Raw genomic sequence first — 24,374 nt, forward strand, 5'->3', positions numbered from 1 at the left:
GAAGAAAAAAAAATATCGCCTCTTGCGGCATCTCCTACATCTTTTCTCCTACTCCTGTAGGACCCCCCCCAGGCTGCGATCTTTTTTGCGGATCAACCCTCTTCGAGCCACCAACGCAGCGGCTTGCCTTCGGCTGGCCAGAAGCGGATCTGCTCGATCGGGGAGACGTCCCAGCGCTGGACGTTTTCCAGGGCCTGCAGGAAGCGTTTTTCCTGCTCCATCAGCGCCGGCGCACACAGTTTGCGGGTGCTGCCGATTTTGCCGAAGGTCAGTTTGTCGCCATCGAGGGTGTACGGCGCGAACCAGTGGTTGCAGCCGCCATTGCCGTAGGCCCGGCCATCTTCACCGAGCGTGATGGTCAGGTGGCTGTAGTCCATCAGTGGCCGCTCGCCGATCCACTCCAGGATGTAGCTGCGATTGTGTTCAAGCTGCACCTGCTCGGTGGCGCAGCCCAGCAGGCTGGCACCGGCCATCGCGCTCAGAGCGAGGCGTTTCATCACGCAGGCTCCTGGCATTTCGGGCACAGGTGTTTCTCGCCGACGGTGGTCCAGCCCAGCTCGGCAATTCGCGCGGTGGCAGCAGGTTTTTCGGCCTTGTTGCCCAGCTTGGCGTCGACGGCGAACTCGAAGTTCAGCGCTTTGGCGCAGCTGTCGCAGTTCACTTGCCAGGTATGGATCGCCAGTTCGCCGAACACCGGGCCGCTGGCCACCGCGACCCATTGGCCGGGCGGATTGATCAGGTGGCGAACCGTTTCAACGGTCAGGCGCATGGACAAGTCCTTGGCGCCCTTGAGGGTCACGACCAGCACGTCGTTGTTGCGAATCGAGCCACCGTTGCCGGTGACCTGATAACGCCCCGGCACCAGGGCGCGGCATTCGGTGAGGGTGTGTTGCGGGTTCATCAGGCTGTAGCGGAAATCGTGTTCGACCATGGGTCCTCCAAATATGCGCGATATGCTAGCACGGGCTTGCATGCCGCATCGCGCGGGCCGATGACCTTCGATCCGTTTCAGTCGCCCGTGACCAGGTTTTCCGGTGTGCCCGCCACCCAGGCGGCGATGTTGCGCAATGTGGTGGCGGCAATCGCGTCCAGCGCTTCGTGGGTCAGAAAGGCCTGGTGCGCGGTGACGATCACGTTAGGAAAGGTCAGCAATCGAGCCAGCACATCGTCTTGCAACGGCAGGTCGGAACGGTCCTCGAAGAACAGTTGCGCCTCCTCCTCATACACGTCCAGCCCCAGATAGCCTAGGCGACCGTCTTTCAACGCGTCGATCAGCGCCGGGGTGTCCACCAGGCCGCCACGTCCGGTATTGATCAGCATCGCGCCCGGCTGCATGTGCGCAAGTGATTCACGGTTGATCAAGTGCTTGCTCTGTTCGTTGAGCGGGCAGTGCAGGCTGATGATCTGCGATTCGGTCAGCAGTTGCGGCAGGCTCAGGTAGCGCGCGCCCAAGGCTTCGACCTGCGGGTTGGGGAAGGGGTCATAGGCCAGTAACCGGCAGCCAAAACCGTTCATGATTTTGGCGAAGGTGGCGCCGATCTGCCCGGTGCCGACCACGCCGACCGTCTTGCCCACCAGGTCGAAACCGGTCAGCCCCTGCAGCCTGAAATCCCCTTCGCGGGTGCGGTTGTAGGCGCGGGTCAAGCGGCGGTTGAGTGCGAGGATCAGCGCTACTGCGTGTTCGGCCACGGCGTGGGGCGAATAGGCCGGGACGCGCACGATGGCCAGTCCCAGACGTTTTGCCGTTGGCAGGTCGACGTGGTTGTAACCCGCCGAGCGCAGGGCGATCAGGCGAGTGCCTCCAGCGGCCAGGCGCTCGAGCACTGCCGCGCCAAGGTCATCATTGATGAACGCGCAGACCGCTTCATACCCTTGGGCGAGCGCTACCGTGTCGAGGCTCAGGCGCGCAGGCTGAAATTGCAGCTCGATGCCGGCCGGTTGCCCGGCCGCGAGAAAGCTGTCGATGTCGTAGTTCTGGCTGCTGAAAAGAATCGTACGCATGATTTCCTCTTTGCCTCGTTCCTGTAGGCGCTGGCAAGCCAGCTCCCACAGAGTAGGTGGTGAGCTTACGCCGATATTTGATTCCCACGATTGCGCTGCATCAAGCGTTCATTCGCGCATGGGCTGCCAGGCGATTGATCGCCCGGTCGAGCTCGTCCAGTGCCACGCTGGCTTTCGGGTCCTGTTGCTTGAGCAGGGTTTCGCTGCGTTGGCAGGCCGCACGCAATTGCGGTACGCCGCAGTAGCGTGTCGCGCCATGCAGGCGATGGACCCGTTCGACCAGGGCGTTGTGGTCATTGCTCTGCTGAGCAAGACGAATGGCTTCGCGGTCTGCTTCCAGGGAGGCGAGCAGCATCGCCAGCATGTCTGCGGCCAGATCCGCCTTGCCGGCGGCCAGGCGCAGTCCTTCCTCGTGGTCGAGCACCAACAGGTCATGGGCGCCGCCGTGCCCGTCGCCGGAGCGCTCCGGGCTGTGATTGCGCAACGCCAGGCCGCTCCACTTCAGCACCACCTGGGCCAACTGTCGTTCGCTGATCGGTTTGGTCAGGTAGTCGTCCATGCCGCTTTGCAACAGTGCGCGTTTTTCGTTGGCCATGGCGTGGGCGGTGAGGGCCACGATCGGCAACGGCGTGCAATGCCGTTCGCTTTCCCACTGGCGAATCGCCTCGGTGCTCTGGCGGCCGTCCATGCCGGGCATCTGCACGTCCATCAACACCAGATCAAATGTCTCGTTCTGTACCGCCTTGACGGCGGCATAACCGCTTTCCACCGCGAGCACCTTGGCGCCCATGTCTTCGAGCAGGGTCTGCACCAGCATCAGGTTGGCCGGATTGTCATCGACGCACAGCACCTTCGGTGCACGGCTGGACACCGGTTCGCCCGGCTCGCTACGCATCGGGCGCGGGCTGACCAGGTCAGACAGGGAGCGTCGCAGCTTGCGGGTACAGGCCGGTTTCGCCTGGAGCTGGCTGTGGGGGTTGGGCACGGAAAGGTGGAACAGCGTCTGTTCCGTGGTCGGGCACAGCACCAGCACTTTGCAGCCAAGGTGTTCGAGGTCCCAGATGTGCTGATTGAGGCGTTCCGGCGGCATGTCGTTGCTGGTGATGCCGAGCACGGCGAGGTCGATCGCCTGATCGGTCTGGTGGGCGGCGGTGACGCCATTGGTCAGGCTTTCCAGGGTATTGAACGGCGTGGTGCTCAGGCCGCAGTCTTCCAGTTGATGCTGCAACGCCTGCCGGGCCAGTTCGTGGTTTTCCAGGACCGCCACCCGACGCCCGAGCAAGGGCGCGGCAGGCAGGTCTTCGGCATCGTCGCGGGCTTTCGGCAGGCTCAGGCTGATCCAGAATTCCGAGCCTTCCCCGGGTGTGCTGTCGACGCCGATCTCGCCGCCCATCTGTTCGATCAGGCGCTTGGAAATCACCAGGCCCAGGCCCGTGCCGCCAGGTTGCCGCGACAGCGAGTTGTCGGCCTGGCTGAAGGCCTGGAACAGGGCGCGCACGTCCTGGTTCGACAGGCCGATGCCGGTGTCCTGGATGCTGATGCGCAGTTGCACGGTGTCTTCGTGCTCTTCTTCGAGCATGGCGCGGGCGACGATGGTGCCTTCGCGGGTGAACTTGATGGCATTGCTCACCAGGTTCGTCAGGATCTGCTTGAGTCGCAGCGGGTCGCCGACCAGGGACAGCGGCGTGTCCCGGTACACCAGGCTCACCAGTTCCAGCTGCTTGGCGTGGGCGGCGGGGGCAAGAATGGTCAGGGTGTCCTGCAGCAGGTCGCGCAGGTTGAACGGAATATGGTCGAGCACCAGTTTGCCGGCCTCGATTTTCGAGAAGTCGAGAATCTCGTTGATGATGCCCAGGAGGCTGTCGGCGGATTTTTCGATGGTACCCAGGTAGTCGAGCTGGCGTGGGGTGAGCTCGCTTTTTTGCAACAGGTGGGTGAAACCGAGAATGCCGTTGAGCGGCGTGCGGATTTCATGGCTCATGTTGGCCAGGAATTCGGACTTGATCCGGCTCGCTTCCAGGGCTTCCTTGCGCGCCAGGTCCAGCTCGATGTTCTGGATCTCGATGGTTTCCAGGTTCTGGCGCACGTCTTCGGTGGCTTGGTCGATGCTGTGCTGCAATTCTTCCTGGGCGTTTTGCAGGGTGCCGGCCATGCGATTGATGCCGGAGGCCAGTTCGTCCAGCTCCTGGCTGCCGAGGGGCGGCAAGCGGGTTTCCAGATGGCCGTCCTTGAGTTGGGCCACGGCCTGCTTGATCTGGCTCAGTGGCCGGTTGATCGTGCGCCCCATGCGCAGGGCCAGCAGCGCCGCACCGATCAGCCCGGCTGCGATCAGCATCAGGCTGGCGAACAGGCTGCGGTAACCGCGCAACAGCATGCTGTTATGGGACAGCTCCAGTTCGACCCAGCCCAGCAGGCGGTCGGCTTCTTCGGGAATCACGTCTCCGGCCAGGTTGCGGTGTTTGCCGAACACCGGCAGCAGATAGCGGGTCGCATCGTTGCCACTGCGGCGCAGCAGCTGTGTGCCACTGCCGGAAGGCGTCTGGTTGAGCATGGTCGGTCCGGCGTGGGCCAGCAACGAGCGGTCGGGAGCCAGGAAGGTCACGGCCCGTACGTCGGTTTGTTCCAGGGCCTGGGTGGCGATGCGTTCGAGCAGTTCGTTGTCCTGATGGCCCATCGCTGGCGCCGCCAGGGGAGCCAACTGCTCGGCGATCATTTCGCCGCGCTGCATGAGTTGGGTTTGCAGGTCAGCCTGTTGCATCCAGGTAAAATACCCCCCCAGCACCAACGCCATCAGGCTGGTCGGCAACAGGGTCAGCAACAGCACGCGGCCTTTGATTCCCAGTTTCTTGAGCACGCATCTCTCCTGCATCCCGCTATTCATAGACCTGCACGAATATCCGCCATGCAGCACTTGCGCAGTGTAGCGATTTGCTCGCGGGCAATCTTCGTAAAAATGCTGCTGCCATTCGTCGGCCCGAGCAGCTCATTGGCGCTCCAGCCAAGCGGTGGGTTGCCCCTGGCGAGGCAATCTTGAATAATCACTCAACTGAGAATTGTTTGCAGATAGTCATGACTCCCATCAATGCCGGCCTCCCCCGAATCCTGTCCATCGAAGACGACCTTGTGCTCGGCGCCTACGTGCATGAGCATCTGGACCGCAGCGGCTTCCAGGTGACCTGGTGCCAGAACGGCCGGGAAGGCCTGGACATGGCCCGGCGGCAATCTTTCGACGTGGTGCTGATGGATATTCTGCTGCCGGGCATGGACGGTCTGGCGGTCCTGACCCAATTGCGCCAGAGCCATGCCACCCCGGTGTTACTGATGTCGGCCCTCGGTGCCGAATCCGACCGCATCAGCGGCTTTCGCCTGGGGGCCGACGATTACCTGCCAAAGCCCTTCAGCATGGTGGAATTGCGGGTGCGCATCGAAGCCATCCTGCGGCGGGTGGCCCTCGACCGCCGCCCCGTCCCCGCGGTGCCAGCCCCTTCGATGGACAGCCTGCGTTTCGACGATGAAGGCTTCGAAGTGTTTTATGGCGAACAGGCCGGCGGCCTGACCCGCAGCGAGTATCGATTGCTGGAGACACTGCACCGCAGCGCCGACGAAGTCTTGAGCAAAGCCTTCCTTTATCAGCAGGTGCTGCAGCGCGGTTACGCGGCCCATGACCGCAGCCTGGACATGCACATCAGCCAGATCCGCCGCAAGCTCAAGGCCATTGGCTACACCGAGCGCGAAGTGCGCACGGTATGGGGCAAGGGTTACATCCTGAGCGCCGCCGATGAAATGTAACTTGCCGGGCAGGCATTCGCTGTTCTGGAAACTGGCCTGTCTATTGGTCGCGTTCTGTCTGCTGATGATTTGGTTGAGTTGGTCCTGGGGCCGTTACATGGAGCAGCGCAACCAGTTCCTCTCCGATGAGGCCCGCGGCACCCTGACGCGCTACGCCGCCGAAGTCGAGCAGGCTTGGCAGCAGCGCCAGAGCGCCGGTGTTGATGACTGGCTGCAAGGCATGTATCAGCGGGAAAAAGGCTGGGTGGGTGTCATCGGCGCGGATTTGCAGTCCTTGAGCAACCAATCGCTGACGGATAAGGAAGTCGAACGCCTGACTTTTTTGCGCGGCCTGGACTGGCCCATCCACAAGAAGGGCCGGCCCTGGATGCGTGTGCCGTTTCCCGATGACCCTTCCGCCGGCAGCCTGGTGATCGAGTTGCCCGAGCGCTTCGTTCCCGGGCACTACCGGCTGTTCTGGCGGGTGATCACCAACGGCGTGATTCCGGGATTGTTCACCCTGTTGCTGTGCGTCGGGCTGTACCGCCTGCTGGTGCTGCCGCTCAATCACTTGCGCGCGCAGGCCAATGCCTGGCGCGCCGATCAACTGAACGTACGGCTCTCGAGCCGGACCACCAAGCGTTCGGATGAACTGGGCGAGCTGGGCAGGGCGTTCGATCACATGTCTGAACGCCTGCAAAGCACCGTGGCCTTGCAGCAGCAACTGCTGCGCGACCTGTCCCACGAATTGCGCACGCCCCTGAGCCGCTTGCGGGTGGCCAGTGAAAGTGAGCAGGGGCTGGAGCTATTGCGCGAACGCATCGGCCGGGAGGTCGATGGCATGCAGCGCCTGGTGGAAGACACGCTGCAGCTGGCCTGGCTGGACACCGAGCGCACCCGCTTGCCCGACGAAGCGATCCAGATCCAGGCACTGTGGGAGATGCTCACGGAGAATGCCTGCTATGAAAGCGGATGGCCTGATACTCGGCTGCAATGCACGGTGGATGCATCCTGCTGGGTGCGCGGTCATCTCAACACCCTGGCCCAGGCACTGGAAAACATTCTGCGCAATGCGATTCGGCATTCGCCCGAGGGCGGCATGGTCCACCTTGGCGGACAGAGCGAGGGCAAATACTGGCATCTGTGGCTGGAGGATCAGGGCGGCGGTGTGGCGGAAGCTGATCTGGAGCGGATCTTCCTGCCGTTTACCCGACTCGACGGTTCGAGGCCGGGGGATGGCGGCTTTGGGTTGGGGTTGAGCATTGCCCGGAACGCTGTGCAGCGGCAGGGCGGACAGCTTTGGGCGCAAAACACCGGGACCGGTTTGCGTTTGAATATGCGGCTGTTGGCGGATGTCAGTAGCGCCAGTGCCGACGCCTTCGCGGGCAAGCCCGCTCCCACACTGACCGTGTTTCAATCGCCAAACCTGTGATCACCCCAGCCCCCTGTGGGAGCGGGCTTGCCCGCGAAGAGGCCCTCACTCCCACCATAACAACCTCTGTTTTTCATGTTCCGAGTGGCACCGCCACTTGCCGCTTGCAGCTCAAAGCTTGCCGCTTATTCCCATAAACCATAAGCACCACACTTTGCGTGATATGGCCTTCCGAGGTTTGCCGGTATGATAGTCGCCCCCGCAGTCTGGATTGCGAATACGCCATGACCTTGCAGTACCCAACCATCGCCGATTGCGTCGGCAACACTCCGCTGGTCCGTTTGCAGCGCCTGCCCGGCGCCACCAGCAACACCCTTTTGCTCAAGCTCGAAGGGAACAACCCGGCGGGTTCGGTCAAGGACCGTCCGGCGCTGTCGATGATCACCCGCGCCGAACTGCGCGGGCAGATCCATGCCGGCGATACGCTGATCGAAGCGACCTCGGGCAACACCGGGATCGCCCTGGCCATGGCCGCGGCGATCAAGGGTTACAAGATGATCCTGATCATGCCGGACAACTCCAGCGCCGAACGCAAGGCGGCCATGACCGCCTATGGCGCCGAGCTGATCCTGGTCAGCCAGGAACAGGGCATGGAAGGCGCCCGTGACCTCGCGCAGAAGATGGAAGCCGAAGGTCGCGGCAAGGTGCTGGATCAGTTCGCCAACGGTGACAACCCCGAAGCGCACTACACCACCACCGGCCCGGAAATCTGGCGCCAGACCGAGGGCACCATCACCCATTTCGTCAGCTCCATGGGCACCACCGGGACCATCATGGGCGTGTCGCGCTACTTGAAAGAGCAGAACGACAACGTGCAGATCATCGGCCTGCAACCGATGGAAGGCTCGGCGATCCCGGGCATCCGCCGCTGGCCCCAGGAATACCTGCCGAAGATCTACCAGGCTGACCGCGTGGACCGGATCGTCGACATGGCCCAAAGCGAAGCCGAAGACGTGACCCGTCGGCTGGCCCGCGAAGAGGGTATTTTCTGTGGCGTGTCCTCGGGCGGTGCCGTGGCGGCAATGCTGCGCCTGTCCAAAGAAGTTGAAAACGCGGTGATCGTCGCGATCATCTGCGACCGTGGCGACCGTTACCTGTCGACCGGCATTTTCGACGCGCCCAACTGATGGCCAAACATGAAAGAGGCCTGCGCTTCCAGCCCACCGGTGGCAGCAAGGCCCCGCAAATCCCGACCGGCAAAAAGCAGCGCCTGACCATCGAGCGCCTGGCCAATGACGGTCGCGGCATCGCGTTTTTCGAAGGTCGCACCTGGTTCGTCATCGGCGCGTTGGCCGGTGAGGAGATTGAAGCGCGTGTGCTCGGCGCCCACGGCAAAGTGGTCGAGGCGCGCACCGAGCGGGTGTTCAAGGCCAGCGAATTGCGCCGCCCGGCACCGTGCGCCCATGCCGGCCGTTGCGGCGGTTGCAGCGTGCAGCATCTGCCTCATATCGAACAACTTGCCCTGAAACAGCGCATGCTCGCCGAGCAGTTGTCGAAGGTCGCGGGTGTCGAACCCGAAGAGTGGGCACCGCCTTTGAGCGGTGCGGAGTTCGCTTACCGACGCCGCGCCCGCGTGGCGGTGCGCTGGGACATGAAGGCGAAAAAGCTCGAAGTCGGTTTCCGTGCCGCCGGCAGCCAGGACATCGTTGGCATCGATGATTGCCCGGTGCTGGTACAGCCCTTGCAACCGATCATGACCCGTTTGCCGGAAATGCTGCGGCGCTTGAGCAAACCTCAGGCACTGGGGCACGTGGAGTTGTTCAGCGGCTCGACGCTGGCGGTTTTGCTGCGACACATGGCGCCGTTGTCTGAAAGTGACATGACCATCCTCAAGGATTTCTGCGCGTTCCATGAGGCCCAGTTGTGGCTGCATGGCGACGGTGAACCGCAACCGGTCGAGGCTGACCAGTCGTTGGGCTATCGTCTTGAACAGTGGGATCTGGAACTGGCTTACCGACCTGGGGATTTCATCCAGGTCAACGCTGGCGTCAACGAAGCGATGGTCGCCCAGGCGCTGGACTGGTTGAAGCCGACGGCGGATGAGCGCGTACTCGATCTGTTCTGCGGCCTGGGCAACTTTGCCTTGCCGCTGGCCAAGGCTGCTCGCGAAGTGGTGGCCGTGGAAGGTGTGCAGGTGATGGTCGACCGGGCGGCGGCGAATGCGGCTAGCAACAATCTGCATAACGCGAAGTTTTTTCAGGCCGATTTATCCCAGCCTTTGACGGACGCCGAATGGGCCGCCGAAGGCTTTTGTGCGGTACTCTTGGACCCACCGCGTGACGGCGCTTTCGAGGTTGTGCGCAAGCTCAAGACCCTGGGCGCCGAGCGGTTGGTGTATGTGTCATGCAACCCGGCAACGCTGGCGCGCGACACGGTCGAATTGATCAAGCAGGGCTACCGGTTAAAACGTGCCGGGATTCTCGATATGTTTCCTCAAACGGCACATGTCGAGGCCATGGCGTTATTTGAAGCGAGCTAGGATGCTCGTCTGGTCCGACTGGCCCGCCCGTGCAGCCGCGCACCGAGCCCGACGTGGGCGCACAGGCAACGAAGGTCAGCGATTTGACGCATTGAATCTGCGTCGTAGGGAAGGTAAGCAAGATGGTACAGGTGAGAGCACACCAGCCGATCAACACCGACGGCAGTATCAATCTCGAGGCTTGGCTCGATCACGCGGTGAGTGTCGATCTGGCACTGGATCGCGAAGCCTTGAAGGAAGCCTGCGAGTACGCTCGCGAGGCCGAACAACAAGCCAATGCGGCACAGAATCTGTGGTCGGAAGGTAACTCGACTTTCCGTACCGGACTTGAGATCGCCGAGATCCTCGCCGATCTCAAACTCGACCAGGACTCTTTGGTCGCCGCGATCCTGTATCGAGGCGTACGCGAAGGCCAGATCAAGTTGCCGGCGGTCAGCCAGCGCTTCGGTCCGGTGGTGGCCAAACTCATCGATGGCGTGCAGCGCATGGCCGCGATCAGCGACAGCCTGAGCCCGCGTAAATCCCTGGTGCTGGGCACCCAGGGCCAGGTGGAAAACCTGCGCAAGATGCTGGTGGCCATGGTCGATGACGTTCGCGTCGCCCTGATCAAGCTGGCCGAACGCACGTGCGCCATCCGTGCGGTGAAAACCGCCGATGACGAAAAGCGCAACCGCGTGGCCCGTGAAGTCTTCGACATTTATGCGCCACTGGCCCACCGCCTGGGTATCGGCCACATCAAGTGGGAACTGGAAGACTTGTCCTTCCGTTACCTGGAGCCGGACCAGTACAAGCAGATCGCCAAGTTGCTCCATGAGCGGCGACTGGATCGCGAGCGCTTCATCAGCGACGTGATGAGCCAGCTGAAAAACGAATTGCAGGCCACCGGCGTCGATGCCGATATCAGCGGCCGGGCCAAGCACATCTATTCGATCTGGCGCAAAATGCAGCGCAAGGGTCTGGAGTTCAGCCAGATCTACGACGTGCGCGCCGTTCGCGTGCTGGTGCCGGAAATGCGCGACTGCTACACCGCGCTCGGCATCGTCCATACCCTGTGGCGGCACATCCCGAAAGAGTTCGACGACTACATCGCCAACCCCAAGGAAAACGGCTATCGCTCGCTGCACACGGCGGTGATCGGGCCTGAGGGCAAGGTGCTGGAAGTGCAGATCCGCACCCATGCGATGCATGAGGAAGCCGAGCTCGGCGTGTGCGCGCACTGGCGCTACAAGGGCACCGACGTCAAGTCCGGTTCCAATCACTACGAAGAGAAAATCTCCTGGCTGCGTCAGGTGCTGGAGTGGCACGAAGAGCTGGGCGACATCGGTGGCCTGGCCGAGCAGCTGCGGGTCGATATCGAGCCCGACCGGGTCTATATCTTCACTCCGGACGGTCACGCCATCGACTTGCCGAAGGGCGCGACGCCGCTGGACTTCGCCTACCGCGTACACACTGAAATCGGTCATAACTGCCGTGGCGCCAAGATCAACGGGCGCATCGTGCCGCTCAACTACAGCCTGCAAACCGGTGAACAGGTCGAGATCATCACCAGCAAGCACGGCACCCCGAGCCGTGACTGGCTGAACCCGAACCTGGGTTACGTCACCACGTCGCGGGCACGGGCGAAGATCGTTCACTGGTTCAAGCTGCAGGCTCGCGACCAGAACGTCGCGGCCGGTAAAACCCTGCTTGAGCGCGAGCTCAATCGCCTCGGCTTGCCAGCGGTGGATTTCGACAAGCTGGCCGACAAGGCCAACATGAAAACCGCCGAAGACCTGTTCGCCGCCCTCGGTGCCGGCGACTTGCGTCTGGCGCAACTGGTCAACCTGGCGCAGCAACTGGTCGAGCCGGAGCGCGGCAATGAACAGCTGGAGTTGATTCCACGCAAGGCCACGGGCTACAAACCGGGCAAGCGCGGTGATATCCAGATCCAGGGTGTCGGCAACCTGATGACCCAGATGGCTGGTTGCTGCCAGCCATTGCCGGGCGATGCCATCGTCGGCTACATCACCCAGGGGCGTGGCGTGAGCATTCACCGCCAGGACTGCGCTTCGGTGCTGCAGCTGGCCGGGCGCGAGCCCGAGCGGATCATCCAGGTCAGTTGGGGCCCGGTACCGGTGCTCACCTATCCGGTGGACATCGTCATCCGCGCCTACGACCGTTCCGGTTTACTGCGTGATGTGTCGCAAGTGCTGCTCAACGAGCGGATCAACGTGCTGGCGGTCAACACCCGCTCGAACAAGGAGGACAACACCGCGCTGATGTCTCTGACCATCGAGATTCCGGGGCTGGATGCATTGGGGCGCTTGCTGGGGCGGATTTCCCAGTTGCCGAACATCATCGAAACGCGGCGTAACCGTACACCTTGATGCATGTTCGGCGCCGATCCACTGTGGGAGCGAGCTTGCTCGCGATGACGGCTTAACATTCAGCACATGTGTTGTCTGACAGACCGCTATCGCGAGCAAGCTCGCTCCCACAGGTTCTCGCAGAGTTTAATAAATGTATTCACTTGAAGACCTGCTGCACCTGATGAACCGCCTGCGCGACCCGCAGTACGGTTGCCCATGGGACATCAAGCAAACCTACGCCACCATCGTCCCGCACACCCTTGAGGAAGCCTACGAAGTCGCCGACGCCATCGAGCGCGGTGACTTCGATCACTTGCAGGGTGAGCTGGGCGATCTGCTGTTCCAGGTGGTGTATTACAGCCAGTTGGCTCGCGAAGAAGGGCGCTTCGAGTTCGCCGGCGTAGTCGACAGCATCACCCGCAAGCTGATCCGCCGTCATCCCCACGTGTTCCCCACCGGTGACTTGTATGCGCCTCTGGATGTCCCGCGCCTGAGTGAAGAGCAGGTCAAGCAGCGCTGGGAAGAGATCAAGGCCGAAGAGCGCGCGGAGAAATCTTCGGCACCCGAGCAGTTGTCGTTGCTCGATGACGTCCCCGCTGCATTGCCGGCGCTGTCGCGCTCGGCAAAATTGCAGAAGCGCGCGGGGCAGGTCGGTTTCGACTGGCCGGACGCCTTGCCGGTGCTCGATAAAGTGCGCGAGGAGCTCGATGAAGTGCTCGAAGCCATGTCGGAAAACGATCCAGAAGCCGTGGCCGACGAGATCGGCGACCTGCTGTTTTCCGTGGTCAATCTGGCGCGGCATCTCAAGGTTGATCCGGAAACCGCACTGCGTGGCGCCAACGGCAAGTTTGAAAGACGCTTTCGTTTTATCGAACAGGCATTGCGCGATACCCGTCGTCCCATAGAAGATTGCACCCTCGAAGAGTTGGACGCCTTGTGGGGCGAAGCCAAACGTCAGGAAAAGAATTTGCCCAGCTGCGGTTGAGCCGTGGCCCAAGTGAGAAATAAGCACCATGAGCATTTCCCTTCGCGACCAGTTGCTCAAAGCAGGGCTGGTCAACCAGAAGCAGGCCAAGCAGGTCAGCAAAGACAAGCAGAAACAACAGCGCCTGGCCCACAAAGGCCAGATCGAGCTGGATGACTCCCAGCAGCGCGCGGCGCAGGAAGCCATGGCCGAGAAGGTCAAGCGTGATCAGGAGCTCAACCGTCAGCAGCAGGAAAAAGCCGAGGCCAAGGCCCGTGCCGCGCAGGTCAAGCAACTGATCGAAGTTTCGCGCCTGCCAAAGCTGACGACCGAGGACTACTACAACTTCGTCGACGACAAGAAGGTCAAGCGCATCTGCGTCAACACCCTGATGCGCAACAAGCTCAGCAGCGGATCGTTGGCCATCGTGCATCACGCCGGCGGCTACGAAGTGATTCCGCGCGAGGCGGCGCTGAAGATTCAGGAGCGCGATCCGCAGCGCATCGTGCAGCTCAATGTGCAGACCGAAGAGGTCATTGCCGAGGACGATCCGTACGCGGCCTATAAGATTCCGGATGACCTGATGTGGTAACAGATTGAATGTTCTAGCGGGCTTACATGTTTGCTAGTACTTTGCATGATTTATACATTGAGCCCGAAAGATTGTATCGATACGATCTTTCGGGTTTTCTTTTGCCGGGAAATAATATCTTTTTATAAGGGTGTTTGGGGCGGGGGAAAATAAATCGAATGAACTTTAGTATCCAAGGATGGAATAAATGTTTGTCAGTATCGCTTCGTTACGCCAACCCACGTTCAAGTCGCAGCTTTCACAGCCGCGACCGCTCGGACAATCCATTCGCGATTATCTGGATGATGAACTTGTCGCTCGCGCCGAGCTTGTACGGCGAAAAATCAAGATCGCTGCAAAAGCCGCTCGCGAGGATCATGGCGCGACCGCTTGTGTTTTTTTTACCCTGCCTGAGTTCTTCTGGAACATTCCCTGGCGCGAGGTTCGCAATGAGGAGGAACTCCATGAGCTGAACTCTGCCTATCTGGAGAGAGTGCCGGCATGCATAGCTTTATTGATGACCGAACTACCGGTGGAACGCTATGGCAAGATCGTATTGCTGGCGGGAAGCTGTGCGACGCTCATCAAAGTTGGAGATGGTGAGTCGAGTTATTACGATGTTATTAATTACTTGCTGGCGATCACCAATAAAGAATATGAAGTCGATATTCCTTTGATATCGATGTGGCCAAAGCGCCATGTATCAGGCATCGATTTTGGCAAACACCTGGCGTCGGAGGGAGACTTTTGGCTGTTCAGGATTTCCAAGGACGTCGAGGTCAGGGTGAAGAAGCTCAGTAGTGTGCGGGCTGAGCACAGTTACTTCGGGGGTTATGAAGGGAGGTTCATCAACAGCCTCGTCAATGGCTGCCCTTTTGCAATCAACCTGTGCCTGGATTACTACAGTCTGAAAGAAGGCGAGCGCGACATTCAAGTTGAGCTGACCGAGGCAAAAATCGATTTCCTGATCGCCTGTGGCATGAGTTTCGATTATGCCAAGCGTCATCCGTCATCACTGCAGTTCTCGATCCGCAATGACGGAATGGGCGATGGCGAGGTCGAGGTGGTCAGGCTTCAAGCGGGCTGGATTGTTGAAAGTGTTCCTTCGGTGAAGATCGAAGATGACCTTCATTTGACGCTGATCGAAGTTGTCTGATGTAGATGCAGCCTGCCCGGCAGGAAAGGGCAGGCTGCACCGTGGTCGAGTCTGTTTTCAACCGGTTGCGAGCTCGCGTTTACGCTCGAGCATTTCCAGTTCGGCCCTGTAGTTTTGCGCGTCGGCCTCGGAATGGAACATACCGACCAGCAGGTCCTGTTGGTGCACGTCCCAGATCCGGATACCGGCGGCTACACCCTCGTGGGATTTATGTGAATCGTCGCGTTCAGTTACTTTTACAGTCATCTGCTAGCTCCAATCTCTGTTATCTGCAGCAAGGCGTGTGCAGGCCTCTGTTATAGAGTTTGGTAGCTTGCTAAGTAAATGGCTGAGTTTGGTAACGGTTTTTTGCAAAAACGGAAACAGTCCTGCAGCCCGCTAAATGCGCGACATTCGGTCGCAGGTCATTGAGTTTCATGACAAAGGTTTCATCTTGTAGGAGCTGCCGCAGGCTGCGATCTTTTGATCTTTACAAGCAAAGATCGCAGCCTGCGGCAGCTCCTACAAAAAGCGGCAGCAAAAAAACGCCCCGAACCAGTCGGGGCGTTTTCATGTGCGGCTCAGCAGCGGGAAATTACTTGCCTTCCCAGCGCTTCAGTACCAGCGTGGCGTTGGTGCCACCGAAACCGAAGCTGTTGCTCATCACGGTGTTGATGGTGGCGTTTTCGCGGGTCTTGGTCAGCACCGGCAGGTCGGCCACTTCAGGGTCCAGCTCGTCGATGTTGGCGGAGCCGGCAATGAAGTTGCCTTCCATCATCAGCATGCAGTAGATCGCTTCGTGAACGCCGGCGGCGCCCAGGGAGTGACCCGACAGGCTCTTGGTGGAGCTGATGGCCGGAGCCTTGTCGCCGAACACTTCACGCACGCCTTTCATTTCCGCGACGTCGCCGACCGGGGTCGAGGTGCCGTGGGTGTTCAGGTAGTCGATCGGGGTGTCAACGGTGGACAGCGCCTGCTGCATGCAGCGGATCGCGCCTTCGCCGCTCGGGGCGACCATGTCGTAGCCGTCGGAAGTCGCGCCGTAGCCGACGATTTCCGCGTAGATCTTCGCACCGCGGGCCAGAGCGTGTTCCAGCTCTTCGACCACGACCATGCCGCCACCGCCGGCGATGACGAAGCCGTCACGGTCAGCGTCGTAGGCACGGGAGGCTTGTTCCGGAGTGTCGTTGCGCTTGCTGGACAGGGCGCCCATGGCGTCGAACAGGAACGACTGGCTCCAGTGCTCTTCTTCACCGCCACCGGCGAAGACGATGTCCTGCTTGCCCATCTGGATCTGTTCCATGGCGGTACCGATGCAGTGAGCACTGGTGGCGCAGGCAGAAGCGATGGAGTAGTTCAGGCCCTTGATCTTGAACGGAGTGGCCAGGCAAGCGGAAACGGTGCTGCTCATGGTCCGCGTGACGCGGTATGGGCCGACGCGCTTGACGCCTTTCTCGCGCAGGATGTCCAGCGCTTCCATCTGGTTCAGGGTCGATGCGCCACCGGAGCCGGCGATCAGGCCGGTACGCGGGTTGGAAACCTGCTCTTCGGTCAGGCCGGAGTCGGTGATGGCGTCTTTCATGGCCAGGTAGGCATAAGCTGCCGCGTGGCCGACGAAGCGATAGATCTTGCGATCGATCAGTTCTTCAAGGTTGAGGTCGATGGAGCCGGAAACCTGGCTACGCAGACCCATTTCGGCATATTCCGGGTTGAACCGGATGCCAGGGCGGCTTGCACGCAGGTTAGCGGAGACGGTCTCTTTGTCATTGCCCAGGCAAGAAACGATGCCCAGACCAGTGATAACGACGCGGCGCATGCGGATAACCCTTAGAAGTTGTCAGTGGAGGTGAACACGCCGACCCGGAGGCCTTCGGCGGTGTAGATTTCGCGACCGTCGACAGTGACCGAACCGTCGGCGATGGCCAGGTTCAGCTTGCCCTTGAGGACGCGCTTGATATGAATGTTATAGGTGACTTTCTTGGCGGTCGGCAGGACCTGGCCGAAGAATTTCACTTCGCCCGAACCCAGCGCACGGCCACGGCCCGGCAGACCTTGCCAGCCCAGGAAGAAGCCGACCAGCTGCCACATGGCGTCGAGGCCCAGGCAGCCCGGCATCACCGGATCGCCTTCGAAGTGGCAGGCGAAGAACCACAGGTCCGGATTGATATCCAGCTCGGCGACCAATTCACCTTTGCCGTACTTGCCACCTTCTTCGCTGATCAGGGTGATGCGATCAACCATCAGCATGTTCGGGGCGGGCAGTTGCGCGTTACCTGGGCCGAACAGCTCACCGCGACTGCAGCGCAGCAGGTCTTCCCGGGTAAAGGCGTTTTGTTTGGTCATGCGAGCTCCTCAATAGTCCCATGCGGCAGGTGGGGCAAATCTTCCCGGCCGATCGAAGCGTTCATGCCTCGAACCGGCAGCCTACTCATAGACTATTGCGTTGTGGTGAAAGTCACAGCACCAAGGACATGAATGTACACTTGTGCACTGAAATTATTATTCAAGCCCCTTTTCGGGCCTGTCGAGGTGCCTAAGACTGCCGCACTTTCGCCTTTCACGCCAGTCGCAGATGGTCGAAAGGCCTGTACTACTGCACCCACCGTTGCAGAATTTGTTGCAGATCAGTCCGTTTGAATGGCTTGGCCAGGTAATCGTTCATCCCGGCCGACAGACAGGCCTCGCGATCGCCCTGCAAGGCATTGGCGGTCAGGGCGATGATCGGCAGGTCGGTGCACCCGGGTAACTGGCGGATTTGCCGGGTGGCTTCGTAGCCATCGATGATTGGCAAGCGGCAGTCCATCAGGATCGCTTCGAAAATCAGGCTCTCGGCACTGCGTACCGCCTGCGCGCCATCGGCGGCGACACTGACCTTGAAACCCAGGCTGCGCAACATGGCCTCGATGACCGTCTGGTTGACCGGGTTGTCTTCGACCAGCAGCACATTGCGCCCCTCGCCGTCGCTGTCGCCGGTTTGCGCGCGGGGCGGCAGCAGCGGCTGCGTCTGCTGGTGCAGGGCCAGGGGAATTTCCAGGGTGAACACCGAACCGCGGCCTTCCTCACTTTGCGCGCGCAAGGTGCCCCCCATGCGTTCGGCGAGGGTACGGGCAATCGGCAGGCCCAGTCCGGTGCCGCCGTAGCGTCTTGAAATGGAGCTGTCGGCCTGCTGAAAAGCGTTGAACATCAATTCCAGGCTTTCGGCCGGGATGCCGATGCCGCTGTCGCGTACCGTGCAGGTGAACCACAGCAGTTCGTGATCCAGCGACTGCCATTGCGCCTCGAGGGTGACGCGGCCCCGCTCGGTGAACTTCAGCGCGTTGCCCACCAGGTTGACCAGTATCTGCCGGATACGCGTCGGGTCGCCCTTGACCTGCAAGCCACGCATGTCGTCGGGGATCATCAATTGCAGGTCGAGACCGCGTTGCGCGGCACTGTGCTGGAACGACTGGGCGCAACTGCCGATCAGGTCGGCGAGGTTGAAGGGAATGTGCTCCAGTTCCAGCTCCGAACGTTCGATGCGCGAGAAATCGAGGATGTCGTTGATCACCTTGAGCAAGTGCTCGGTGGACTCCGAGGCCAGCGCCGCGTACTCCACCTGTTCCTCGGTCATGTCGGTGGTTTCCAGCAATTGCAACATGCCCAGTACGCCATTCATCGGCGTGCGCAGTTCATGGCTCATCATGGCGAGGAAGTCGGATTTGGCGTTGTTGGCCTTTTCCGCCTCTTCGCGGGTCTGGATCAACTGCGCCATGGCCTGGTGCTGTTCGCGGCTGGCCTGCTCGAGACCGCTGGCGAGGTTGTTGATGTGTTGTGACAGCGCCCCCAGCTCGGTGTCATCGACAATCGGCAGCGGTGTTTTGTAATCGCCGGCCTGGATCGCCTTGACGGCATTGCCGATATCACGGATCGGTTGCGACAGGCTGCCCGCCAGGCGTCGGGCCACGAGGAAGGTAAACAGCAGGGCAAACAGCGCCAGAATGGCTGCCTTGAGCACGATTTCCTGCTGGCGCCGGCTGAAGGCATCGTTGGACAGCCCGACGATCACCCGGCCGAGGTAGTCCTCGGTGGGGGCGGCGGTGGCGGTTTTGCTGCTCTGGAAAAAGTCATTGTGCAAAGCGATTCGCTGGAGCCGTATGGGCGCCTGGAACACTTCGAGCTGTTGCGCGCGATTGTGGTGTTCGCTCGGTTGTTCGACGTACACCAGAACCCGGTTGGCGCTGTCCTGGATTTCCAGAAAGCTCACGTTGGGCGTGGCCAGCGTCGCCTTGAGCAAGGTTTCAAGCACTTCGCTGTTGCCCGAAATCACCCCGTACTCGGTGGCGGGGGCCAGCTGGTTGGCGATCAACTGGCCGGTGTGGGAGATTTCCTGACGCAGATCCTGGATACGCACGAAGGTGAAGAAGCTGATCAGCAACAAGGTCAGCAGCAAGGCAGGGCCGAGGCTGATGAGTTGGGTGCGGGTGTTGATGTCCCAGCGACGGCGCAGGTTCATGGACGGCGTTCTCCTTCAGCCAGCAAGGTGGCGACAGACGCTTCGTTTATCGCTTCGATACCCAGGGAGCGCGCCACCTGGGGATTGCTCGCGACCTTGAATCGATGGGGGTAGTGCGAGCGCGGCCAGGTGGCTGGTGGCCGGTCGAGCAATTCGTCGAGGACCGCCAGCCAGTCGCTCTGGTCGCTGTAGGTGCTGGCCAGGCTCCCGGCCTTGACGAAACCCGCGTTGGGGCCGATCAGTGCCATTTGCCGTGAGTAGCTGCTCAGCAGCAGGTTCTTTGCGGTTTGCGGGTTATACAGGTCGGCGTCGTCCAGTCCCAGCAACACGTCGCTGTTCTTCAGCAAGGTCTGTAACGGGCGGCTGTCGTGAATGTTGTTCCAGCGTTGGGTGACCACCTCAAGGCCCAGGGGGAGGGCGGCCTGACGCAGCTCATCCAAGAGGAATTCACTGTGGTTGTCATAGAGCACGCCGATGCGTCTGGCTTGGGGCAACAGGGTGCGGGTCAGGCGTAATTGGCGGTCCGGCGGTGGATCGCTCCAGAGCAGGCAAAGGCGCGCCGGCAGCGAGCTGTTCAAGCGTTGCCGGGCTTGCAGGCGGCTGATGCGCAGCACCAGTGTCGCCGGGCCCTGGGCGTCCTGCAGGCGCCAGTCGAGGCTGGGCAGGTCGAGGAGAATCAAACGGATGTTTTCCGGCAGTTTTTCCGGTATCGGCAAACTGGCCAGCGCCTGGAATCGCACGTTGTCGTTCGGTCGCAACTCGCTCAGAGCCTGGGTAAACGCCCGCACACCGGGGCTGTCTTCGGCACCCGTGAGCAAAATGTCGGCCGCGTTGCTCGCCAGGCTGCCCAGCATGCTGGTGAACAGCAGGCAAAGCACCGCCAGCAACCGGCCCAAGGTCGGTGTTCTCCAGGCCGGACGATACGGCATCTTAAAGTTCAAGCTCTGCGCTGAAATACATCACGTGGCGCTGGTCATAATGGTTATCGATGAAGGTGGTCGGCTGATTGTCCAGGCGTTGCTGGAGTACCCCGGCCAGCTCCAGGCTAGCCTTGCCCAAGGCGATACGTTTGGCGATGCGCACATCGGCCCGTTCGAAGCGGTAGCCGTTGAGGGCGTTGTCGCCATAATAGAAAAGCGCACTGTTCCAGCCCTGGCCCCAATCGCGCAGCCATCCGGCCGAACCACTGTTGTTTGCCGTCTGCCTGGCATCCAGCGGATTGCTGGCGTCGGCATCGACGTAGGCATAGGTCAGTCGCAGGCGATCGAAGCTGCCGACACGCCAGTCGAGCTGGGTTTCGACTCCCGAAAAGCGCTCCTTGTTGGCGTTGCTGGCGATGTACTGATTGTTGCGCAGCGGTTCACTGATCATGCCGGTGATTTCGTCGTGGAACAGCTTCACGTCGAGTGCCAGCCCCGCTACGGGGAAGTAGCCGTTGTAGCCCAGCTCCCGGGAGCGCATGTGCTCCTGATCGAGGTCGCCGGGGCCACGGGTCTTGACGAAGTAACGGGCGCTGGACTGGCCAAAGGCACCGGGCCTGAGGTTGGTGACCTGATAACTCCAGTTGACGTTGTTCTCGAACATGTCAGGCGAACGGATGGCCTCGGAGTACACCGCACGCAAGCCGTGGCGCGGGTTGATCAGGTAGTTGACCGCCACGCGGGGTGTCAGTGAGCTGCCGATCAACCGGGCATCTTCGAACATGGCGCCGCCTTGCAGCAACCAGTGTTCGCTGGCACGCCACTCGACCTGGCCGAATACCCGCCAGGTCCTGTCATCGAGAGTGCCATTGAAGTAAGTCTCGGAATCCGCCCGGTCGTAACGAAAGTTCATCCCGCTGACCAGCCGCAGGTTATCGGCAAGGCTGAGGGTGTCCTGCAGTTCAAGGTCGTAGCGCGTTTCCCGGGTGCTCTGGTCGATGTCGCCGCAAACGGTCTGGTTCGCACCGTTGCGCCATTGATCGAGTACCTGGTTGGCCAGCGCCTGCTCGGCGGGTGTGCCAGCCGGGGCTCCACGGCCGGTGAAGCGTGTGATGTTGCGGGCCAGGCGTTCGGTGTAGTTCGGGTTCAGTTGCCAGAGCTCGGTCAATTGCGGGCTGAACGAAATTTCCGCGTCGCAGGCGCGCCAGGTTTGCTGGCGATCCCAGTGTTGGGCCGAACCCTGGATATAAAGGCTGTGATCGGGATTGATGTCCAGGTTCCAGCGCAATGACCCGGCGTAGTCCTTGGCGGTGACGTCGGAGTCGTTGCCGGCGCGGGTAATGCCCGGGAACACCGGCCGGTAGGTATAGGGCCGCTGGTTGGTGCCGTCCTTGGCATTCACTTGCCAATCGAGGCTTTGCCGTTCGTCGAGACTCTGGCTGACGGCGAGGTTGAAGCGCTCGAGGCGACGACTGTCATGGTAGTCAGCGCCGGTTCGGTCGGTGTCGAAGCCGTCGTCTTGCTGGCCGGACAGGGACAGGCGCATGTCACCATCCTCCCAGCCCAAGCCCTGGCTGGCATAAAAGTCGTTGATGCCGCGCTGGCCCCGGGTGACCTTCATGCGGATACCGTGGCTGTCGGCCGGCCGCCGGGTAATGATGTTGACCACCGCCATCAGGGCGTTGGCGCCGTAGCTGACGGTATTGGGCCCGCGAAAGACTTCGATGCGCTCGATGTCTTCCATGGCCACCGGAATGTCGCTCCAGTCGACGGTGGCCAGGCCGGCGCGATACACCGAGCGCCCGTCGATCAGCACCTGCATGCGTCGCGCTTCAGTCGCATTGGTGCCGTGGTAGTTCACCGCGGCCTGGTTGCCGTTGATGTTGCCGACCATCATCCCCGGCACCAGGCGCAACAGTTCGCTGATGTCACGGGCACCGGTGGCGTGGATCAGGGCGCTGTCGATCACCGTCATGCTGCCCGGCACGGCCGCCGGCGACTGCTTCAGGCGCGTGGCGGTGAGCACTTGCGGCAGCGGTTCGCTGTCCAGGAACAGGTCGTCGGCCAGCGCCGGCGAGCTGAAAATCAGCGCCAGTACCAGAGGCGAACGCGGTGAAGGAGCACCCGGAGACACAACACATCCCTGTCAGTGATTGATGGCGCGCATGTTAACCGAGCCGAATGACTTTTCCATTCACGATGTCTGCATTTTCCTCGGTTTTATTGGTCTTCTTCCTGCGGGTGCAGGTATTTGATGTCGGGGCTGGCCGCCGATGGGCTGCCCCGTATAATGCCGACATCGCCACTGGTATGGATTAACGGATTGCATATGACTGAACAGCGCCCGATTGCGGTCCTGGGAGGCGGAAGTTTTGGAACCGCCGTGGCTAATCTGCTGGCCGAGAACGGGCATCAGGTCCTTCAGTGGATGCGTGACCCCGAACAGGCCGAGGCCATTCGGGTCAATCGCGAAAACCCGCGTTACCTCAAAGGCATCAAGATTCTGCCCGGCGTCACCCCGGTCACCGACCTGCAAGCCACCCTGGATGCCTGCGACCTGTGTTTCGTCGCGTTGCCCTCCAGCGCGCTGCGCTCGGTACTGGTGCCGCACGCCGAACGCTTGACCGGCAAAATGCTGGTGAGCCTGACCAAAGGCATCGAAGCCCACACGTTCAAGTTGATGAGCGAGATCCTTGAAGAGATCGCCCCGCAGGCACGCATTGGCGTCCTGTCCGGCCCCAACCTGGCCCGTGAAATTGCAGAACATGCGCTGACGGCCACGGTGGTCGCCAGTGAAGACGAAGAACTGTGCCAGCAGGTTCAGGCCGCGCTGCACGGCCGCACCTTTCGCGTTTATGCCAGCGCCGACCGTTTCGGCGTGGAACTGGGCGGGGCGTTGAAAAACGTCTACGCGATCATCGCCGGCATGGCGGTGGCGCTGGGCATGGGGGAAAACACCAAAAGCATGCTGATCACCCGGGCACTGGCGGAAATGACCCGCTTCGCGGTGAATCAGGGCGCCAACCCGATGACCTTCCTGGGCCTGGCCGGCGTGGGCGACTTGATCGTGACCTGTTCTTCGCCAAAGAGTCGCAACTATCAGGTCGGCTTCGCCCTCGGCCAGGGCCTGAGCCTGGACGAGGCCGTCACGCGCCTGGGTGAAGTCGCCGAAGGGGTCAACACCCTTAAAGTACTCAAGGCCAAGTCCCAGGAGGTTGGCGTGTATATGCCGCTGGTCGCCGGGCTGCACGCGATCCTGTTCGAAGGCCGCACGCTGGAGCAGGTTATCGGTCTGTTAATGCGTGGCGAGCCGAAAACCGACGTCGACTTTATTTCCACCAGTGGTTTCAATTAATCACGCTTGCCATAAAAGCAGGGAGTTGCGCATGAACGATCCAAAAGTAGAAGCCAAGTATGAATCCATCCTGCTGCGCGTGTTGTGGATGATCGTCTTCGTGCTGGTGTGGCAAGTCGCGCAGTTCATCCTCGGCACCGTCGTGCTGGTGCAGTTGATCTATCGTTTGTTCTATGGCGCCCCGAGCGCCAGCCTGATGAACTTTGGCGACAGTCTGAGCCAGTTTCTGGCGCAGATCGGTCGTTTCGGCAGCTTTCACAGCGACCAGAAGCCTTGGCCGTTCGCCGATTGGCCGACGCCGCGTACACCGGAAGGTGAAGCGCCGCATGTTGTGGCACCGGCACCGCATCCGGCTCGAGATGAGGAACCCAAGCTATGAAACTCTGGGTATTGCGTCATGGTGAAGCTGTACCGCACGGCTCCCGGCCCCACGATTCGGAGCGGGAGTTGACGGACCACGGTCGTGAGGAGGTGCTGCGCAGCGCCGCGCTATTGATCGGGCAACCGCTGACGGCGATTTACGCAAGTCCCTACCTGCGAGCGCAGCAGACGGCACAACTGGTGCGCGAAACACTGGGATTCGAGCCGGAAATCCGCACTGTCGAGTGGCTGACACCGGACACTGAGCCGGACAAGGTCGCCGAGCAAATGGTGGCGGTGAGCGATGTCCTTTTGGTCAGTCACAATCCGCTGGTGGGGAATTTTTTGAGCTACCTGCAACATGGCGCGGGACATCCACCGGAGCGGGTCAGCACCGCCGGCCTGGCCGAACTCGAGAGCAATGAGTTGTTGGTCGGGTCGATGAGGCTCAACGGCATCAAGCACCCTTAATACCGCTTTTCTGTGGGAGCGTGGCTTGCCCGCGAAGGCATCGACTCGGTCATACCTGATAAACCGCGGAGCCTGCAT

At 61.1% G+C, this 24,374-nt stretch carries 21 protein-coding genes; 11 read left to right on the top strand and 10 right to left on the bottom strand.

Annotated features, from left to right (window positions below; all coding sequences use genetic code 11):
* Positions 1 to 92 precede the first annotated feature (92 nt).
* The 4 genes from AC3WJW_RS19860 to AC3WJW_RS19875 all read right to left on the bottom strand — a co-directional run bounded on the left by AC3WJW_RS19860 (position 93) and on the right by AC3WJW_RS19875 (position 4,855).
* Entirely contained in the window at positions 93 to 497 is a 405-nt protein-coding gene (locus AC3WJW_RS19860; RefSeq protein ID WP_493727072.1) for an META domain-containing protein, read from the bottom strand.
* Positions 497 to 931, bottom strand: coding sequence for a hypothetical protein (locus AC3WJW_RS19865; RefSeq protein ID WP_007974528.1), 435 nt, complete (start codon positions 929 to 931; stop codon positions 497 to 499). Before AC3WJW_RS19865 ends, AC3WJW_RS19860 begins: the two co-directional genes overlap by 1 nt.
* A gap of 77 nt (positions 932 to 1,008) precedes the next feature.
* Positions 1,009 to 2,001, bottom strand: coding sequence for a 2-hydroxyacid dehydrogenase (locus AC3WJW_RS19870; RefSeq protein WP_493727073.1), 993 nt, complete (start codon positions 1,999 to 2,001; stop codon positions 1,009 to 1,011).
* Between the two features lie 100 nt (positions 2,002 to 2,101).
* Positions 2,102 to 4,855, bottom strand: a complete 2,754-nt coding sequence (locus AC3WJW_RS19875) for a response regulator (RefSeq protein WP_493727074.1) — start codon at positions 4,853 to 4,855, stop codon at positions 2,102 to 2,104.
* A 215-nt stretch (positions 4,856 to 5,070) separates the two neighbouring features.
* On the opposite strand from AC3WJW_RS19875, the gene AC3WJW_RS19880 reads away from it, so the two are divergent.
* From AC3WJW_RS19880 to AC3WJW_RS19915, 8 genes are all read left to right on the top strand, one after another.
* Positions 5,071 to 5,790 carry a response regulator transcription factor gene (locus AC3WJW_RS19880; RefSeq protein WP_493727075.1) on the top strand — a complete coding sequence of 240 codons (720 nt, stop codon included), beginning with the start codon at positions 5,071 to 5,073 and terminating at the stop codon, positions 5,788 to 5,790.
* Positions 5,780 to 7,201 (top strand): sensor histidine kinase, encoded by a 1,422-nt coding sequence (locus tag AC3WJW_RS19885; RefSeq protein WP_493727076.1) that lies wholly within the window; start codon positions 5,780 to 5,782, stop codon positions 7,199 to 7,201. Before AC3WJW_RS19880 ends, AC3WJW_RS19885 begins: the two co-directional genes overlap by 11 nt.
* Positions 7,202 to 7,425: 224 nt before the next feature.
* The gene (gene cysM, locus AC3WJW_RS19890; protein ID WP_015096444.1) at positions 7,426 to 8,328 is read left to right on the top strand and encodes a cysteine synthase CysM; all 903 of its coding nucleotides are present in this window, start codon (positions 7,426 to 7,428) and stop codon (positions 8,326 to 8,328) included.
* Positions 8,328 to 9,680 carry a 23S rRNA (uracil(1939)-C(5))-methyltransferase RlmD gene (rlmD, locus tag AC3WJW_RS19895; protein WP_493727077.1) on the top strand — a complete coding sequence of 451 codons (1,353 nt, stop codon included), beginning with the start codon at positions 8,328 to 8,330 and terminating at the stop codon, positions 9,678 to 9,680. Before cysM ends, rlmD begins: the two co-directional genes overlap by 1 nt.
* 122 nt (positions 9,681 to 9,802) lie before the next feature.
* The gene (gene relA / locus AC3WJW_RS19900) at positions 9,803 to 12,046 is read left to right on the top strand and encodes a GTP diphosphokinase (RefSeq protein ID WP_007974540.1); all 2,244 of its coding nucleotides are present in this window, start codon (positions 9,803 to 9,805) and stop codon (positions 12,044 to 12,046) included.
* A 133-nt stretch (positions 12,047 to 12,179) separates the two neighbouring features.
* Entirely contained in the window at positions 12,180 to 13,013 is an 834-nt protein-coding gene (mazG, locus tag AC3WJW_RS19905; RefSeq protein WP_007974542.1) for a nucleoside triphosphate pyrophosphohydrolase, read from the top strand.
* A gap of 28 nt (positions 13,014 to 13,041) precedes the next feature.
* Complete coding sequence (locus AC3WJW_RS19910; protein ID WP_015096441.1) at positions 13,042 to 13,584, top strand: DUF2058 domain-containing protein; 543 nt, start codon at positions 13,042 to 13,044, stop codon at positions 13,582 to 13,584.
* 187 nt (positions 13,585 to 13,771) lie between these two features.
* Positions 13,772 to 14,719 (top strand): hypothetical protein, encoded by a 948-nt coding sequence (locus tag AC3WJW_RS19915; RefSeq protein WP_493727078.1) that lies wholly within the window; start codon positions 13,772 to 13,774, stop codon positions 14,717 to 14,719.
* 57 nt (positions 14,720 to 14,776) lie between these two features.
* On the opposite strand, the gene AC3WJW_RS19920 is transcribed toward AC3WJW_RS19915, so the two are convergent.
* The 6 genes from AC3WJW_RS19920 to AC3WJW_RS19945 all read right to left on the bottom strand — a co-directional run bounded on the left by AC3WJW_RS19920 (position 14,777) and on the right by AC3WJW_RS19945 (position 22,244).
* Positions 14,777 to 14,965, bottom strand: a complete 189-nt coding sequence (locus AC3WJW_RS19920; protein ID WP_007974549.1) for a hypothetical protein — start codon at positions 14,963 to 14,965, stop codon at positions 14,777 to 14,779.
* Positions 14,966 to 15,293: 328 nt separating this feature from the next.
* Positions 15,294 to 16,514, bottom strand: a complete 1,221-nt coding sequence (gene fabB / locus AC3WJW_RS19925) for a beta-ketoacyl-ACP synthase I (RefSeq protein ID WP_015096439.1) — start codon at positions 16,512 to 16,514, stop codon at positions 15,294 to 15,296.
* Positions 16,515 to 16,525: 11 nt separating this feature from the next.
* Complete coding sequence (fabA, locus tag AC3WJW_RS19930) at positions 16,526 to 17,041, bottom strand: 3-hydroxyacyl-[acyl-carrier-protein] dehydratase FabA (RefSeq protein WP_003227150.1); 516 nt, start codon at positions 17,039 to 17,041, stop codon at positions 16,526 to 16,528.
* Between the two features lie 247 nt (positions 17,042 to 17,288).
* Positions 17,289 to 19,190, bottom strand: coding sequence for an ATP-binding protein (locus tag AC3WJW_RS19935; protein WP_493727079.1), 1,902 nt, complete (start codon positions 19,188 to 19,190; stop codon positions 17,289 to 17,291).
* Positions 19,187 to 20,119, bottom strand: coding sequence for an ABC transporter substrate-binding protein (locus AC3WJW_RS19940; protein WP_493727080.1), 933 nt, complete (start codon positions 20,117 to 20,119; stop codon positions 19,187 to 19,189). The genes AC3WJW_RS19935 and AC3WJW_RS19940 overlap by 4 nt, the downstream gene beginning before the upstream one ends.
* 1 nt (position 20,120) lies before the next feature.
* Entirely contained in the window at positions 20,121 to 22,244 is a 2,124-nt protein-coding gene (locus AC3WJW_RS19945) for a TonB-dependent receptor plug domain-containing protein (protein WP_493727081.1), read from the bottom strand.
* 195 nt (positions 22,245 to 22,439) lie between these two features.
* Here AC3WJW_RS19945 and AC3WJW_RS19950 point away from each other — a divergent pair, with 195 nt between their 5' ends.
* From AC3WJW_RS19950 to sixA, 3 genes are read left to right on the top strand one after another with little or no spacing between them, the layout of a single operon-like run.
* Complete coding sequence (locus AC3WJW_RS19950) at positions 22,440 to 23,465, top strand: NAD(P)H-dependent glycerol-3-phosphate dehydrogenase (protein WP_407799330.1); 1,026 nt, start codon at positions 22,440 to 22,442, stop codon at positions 23,463 to 23,465.
* Positions 23,466 to 23,496: 31 nt separating this feature from the next.
* Positions 23,497 to 23,844 (top strand): DUF4389 domain-containing protein, encoded by a 348-nt coding sequence (locus tag AC3WJW_RS19955; protein WP_493727082.1) that lies wholly within the window; start codon positions 23,497 to 23,499, stop codon positions 23,842 to 23,844.
* The gene (sixA, locus tag AC3WJW_RS19960) at positions 23,841 to 24,296 is read left to right on the top strand and encodes a phosphohistidine phosphatase SixA (protein ID WP_493727083.1); all 456 of its coding nucleotides are present in this window, start codon (positions 23,841 to 23,843) and stop codon (positions 24,294 to 24,296) included. Before AC3WJW_RS19955 ends, sixA begins: the two co-directional genes overlap by 4 nt.
* Positions 24,297 to 24,374: the final 78 nt, after the last annotated feature.

The organism is Pseudomonas sp. GW821-FHT07G06, assembly GCF_058986625.1.